The 3187-nt window shown below is 47.0% G+C and carries 3 protein-coding genes; 2 read left to right on the top strand and 1 reads right to left on the bottom strand.

The genetic code is table 11. From position 1 onward, the window contains the following. Positions 1–1018: AAA family ATPase (locus tag B5F71_RS19080; RefSeq protein ID WP_158098158.1), on the top strand; the 1018-nt coding region annotated here is incomplete at its 5' end. Positions 1019–1103: 85 nt separating this feature from the next. Here B5F71_RS19080 and B5F71_RS19075 read toward each other — a convergent pair. Further along, a complete protein-coding gene (locus B5F71_RS19075; protein ID WP_013618489.1) occupies positions 1104–2003 on the bottom strand; it encodes a diaminopimelate dehydrogenase in 900 nt (299 codons plus the stop codon). A 213-nt stretch (positions 2004–2216) separates the two neighbouring features. Between B5F71_RS19075 and ruvA the strand changes: the two genes are divergently transcribed. Further along, complete coding sequence (ruvA, locus tag B5F71_RS19070; RefSeq protein ID WP_087213483.1) at positions 2217–2813, top strand: Holliday junction branch migration protein RuvA; 597 nt, start codon at positions 2217–2219, stop codon at positions 2811–2813. Positions 2814–3187: the final 374 nt, after the last annotated feature.

Here is a 3187-nt window from a genome sequence, read left to right as displayed (position 1 = left end):
TGACCTGCAGTTCGTCTTGCTCACCGGAGTTACCAAGTTCTCGCAGGTAAGCGTGTTCAGCGGTTTCAACCAGCCTGCCGACATCAGCATGGACATACGCTATGAAGCCTTGTGCGGTATCACCCAGGAAGAACTGGAACACTACTTTGCCGGTCCGATAAGTGATATGGCAGACAGGGAAGGCATATCCAAGCAAGAAATGACCGGTCTGCTCAAACGCCAGTACGACGGATATCATTTCAGTGAAAAGATGACCGATGTCTACAATCCTTTCAGCCTGCTCAATGCTTTTGCTTCCGGCTCTATCCGTGATTACTGGTTCCGTAGCGGTACGCCTTCATACCTCATCCGCCTGCTTACACATACCAATGAGAATTTGGATGAACTGACCGGGAAATATTACGACCCGCAGGAGTTTATCGACTATAAGGCAAATGTAGAAAAACCTTTGCCGATGATTTACCAGAGCGGATACCTCACCATCAAAGATTATGATCGCGATTTCGGGACATTCCTGCTCGATTTTCCCAACAACGAAGTCAAGAAAGGATTTGTGGCATTGATTGCTTCAGATTATTTGAAGCCCCGGCAAGAAATGGGCAGTTGGGTGCGTAATGTGGTCCTATCTTTGCGCAGGGGAGAATTGGAGAAATTAAACAAGCTATTCACCTCCTTCCTTGCCGACATTCCCTATACCATGCGTCGCAAGCAGGACGAGAGGGAAAGGGAGCGTTATTTCCACTATACGTTCTACCTGATATTCCGCCTGGTCAGCGTCTATACGGTCTATACCGAAAAGGAACAGAGCGAAGGACGGGTGGACTGCATCGTAGAGACACCCGATTACGTCTATATCTTCGAATTTAAGCTGGACGGAACGGCAGAAGAAGCCTTACAGCAAATAGAGGAAAAAGGATACGCACGCCCGTATGCTTCCGACAGGCGACCTATATATAAAATAGGTGCCAGCTTCTCCTCGCAGACTGGGACCATTGACGACTGGAAGGTGCAAGGTTAATATCTTTGAAACAAGAAAGACGCAGAAGTATAATAATCCGTTTACACTTCTGCGTCTTTGTTATTTCAATGTGATTCCGTCCAGATTATACCAGATGTGCCACCCATTCATCACGGTCGCCCGGAAGGAGGTCTACTACCGGAATCTCAATCATTGTGTAGCATCCCGGTTGCTGACGCATCGAGGCGCGGGCTACGCATACCAGTACTTGGGCAGTCAGAGCCGGATTGTTGATTTTCATATCAAACTCGAACAATTGGTTATGAGTCTTGCCCGATACACCTTTGCGAACCAAGTTCACGCCGTGCCCTACATCGTTCAGGTCGTCCACACAAGCGACTTGTTTCACGTGCGTTTCGTCATTCACGAAATACGGGTCAGCCTTGATGGCTGCTTCTACCTGCTTGAAATCGGCACCCTCTTCCAGCTCTACATATACCATACGGCGATGAATGCCCGTACCTACCGGAATGGTCATTGACAATGCATCTTTCACACCGGCAATCGCACGCACAGCTACAGAATGACCCATGCTGCGGCCCGGACCGAAGTTGGTATAGGTAATGCCTTTCGGAGCAATGGCTTCCAGCAAGGTACGTACTACCGAGTCACTTCCCGGGTCCCAGCCTGCCGAAATAACCGATACGGTATTGTTTGCCTTAGCCACTTCGCCCAATGTACGGCGCAAGTCGCTGATTTGCGTATGGATATCAAAGCTGTCCACGGTGTTGATACCGAGTGCGAGGATTTCTTTTGCATATTGTTCTACGCTGCGCGTCGGAGTGGCAAGAATGGCAACATCCACGTCTTTCAGTTCTTTGATGTCTTTCACCACTTCATAGTTTGCCAACTCGGCAGGCTTGTTTTCCGCCCCATGACGGCGCACAATACCTGCCACTTCGAAATCGGGAGCCGCTTCCAGCGCTTCCAGCGTAAATTTTCCGATATTACCGTAACCCACTACGGCTGCTCTAATTTTCTTCATCGTGTTTGATGTTTTAAAATGAATCTTCAATTGAACTAATCTGTGTAATCTGTGGTGTGTCACTCACCGACTTTTACGCCACAAAGATAGAAAAACGAAACGATTCGTGACATACCGGAAAGAAGCGATTTTGAAAATATTATCACAAAACTTATGATTTATAACTTTCTTATGCCTATTTTTGCATCGAAATTAGAAATTGCAGCAAAAAAGATGATTGAATATATCAAAGGAGAACTTACCGAACTGACTCCCGCCATGGCAATAGTAGAATGCCACGGTGTAGGCTATGGCATCAATGTTTCACTCAACACCTTTTCCGCCATTCAAGGGAAGCAGGAAGTCAAACTCTTCATCTACGAGGCAATCCGCGAAGACGCCCATGTGCTCTACGGCTTCGCCACCAAGCAGGAGCGCGAGCTTTTCCTTTTGCTCATCACCGTTTCGGGCATCGGAGGCAACACGGCACGGATGATCCTCTCCGCTCTTTCTCCCAATGAATTGTGCAACGTCATCAGCAGCGGAAACGACAAATTACTGAAAACCGTAAAAGGTATCGGGCTGAAAACAGCGCAACGCATCATTGTCGAACTGAAAGACAAGATAGCCTCCACAGGTATTACCGAAGCGGAGACTGTATCATCCATATCTGCATCTGTCAACGCCGAAATCTACGAAGAAGCTGTAGCCGCCCTGGTTATGTTAGGTTTCGCACAGGCTCCTACGCACAAAGCCGTGGCTAGTATCCTAAAAGCAGAACCAGACGCTACTGTAGAACAAGTCATCAAGCTGGCACTAAAGATGTTGTAAGATAATTCCAGCAAACATCTTTGCCCGATAGCTTGTAAATAAGTATACCGGTCTATCATCTTCATCTGCCAATGGAAGCGGATGAAACTCCTTGATAAAGCCAGCAGATTCATCGCTTTATGCTGATACGGATTGCCAGATTTATCTTTAATGATCAGATAGCCCGCTATCTTCCTTATAGTAGAGATGCTAAATTTTGCGTCTCTACAAAAAACATCCCCAATCAGCACACGATAAACCCAGACAGGCTCTAATCTTTATATTGATTTAGAAGCTGTTTTGAATTTATCGTGCGATGATTTGGGATGAGTTTTTGAGGCATTTCCGCTTCTGTGATGAGGAAGATAGCGGGCTATCTGACGAAGAACAGGAGC

Source organism: Bacteroides sp. An269 (assembly GCF_002159755.1).
Classification (GTDB): domain Bacteria; phylum Bacteroidota; class Bacteroidia; order Bacteroidales; family Bacteroidaceae; genus Phocaeicola; species Phocaeicola intestinalis.
This window is presented reverse-complemented; position numbering and strand designations above follow the sequence as displayed.

Bases quoted from the DNA above. Each gene is read 5' to 3' on its own strand.
- B5F71_RS19075 (WP_013618489.1), bottom strand. From the start codon at position 2,003: ATGAAGAAAATTAGAGCAGCCGTAGTGGGTTACGGTAATATCGGAAAA.
- ruvA (WP_087213483.1), top strand. From the start codon at position 2,217: ATGATTGAATATATCAAAGGAGAACTTACCGAACTGACTCCCGCCATG.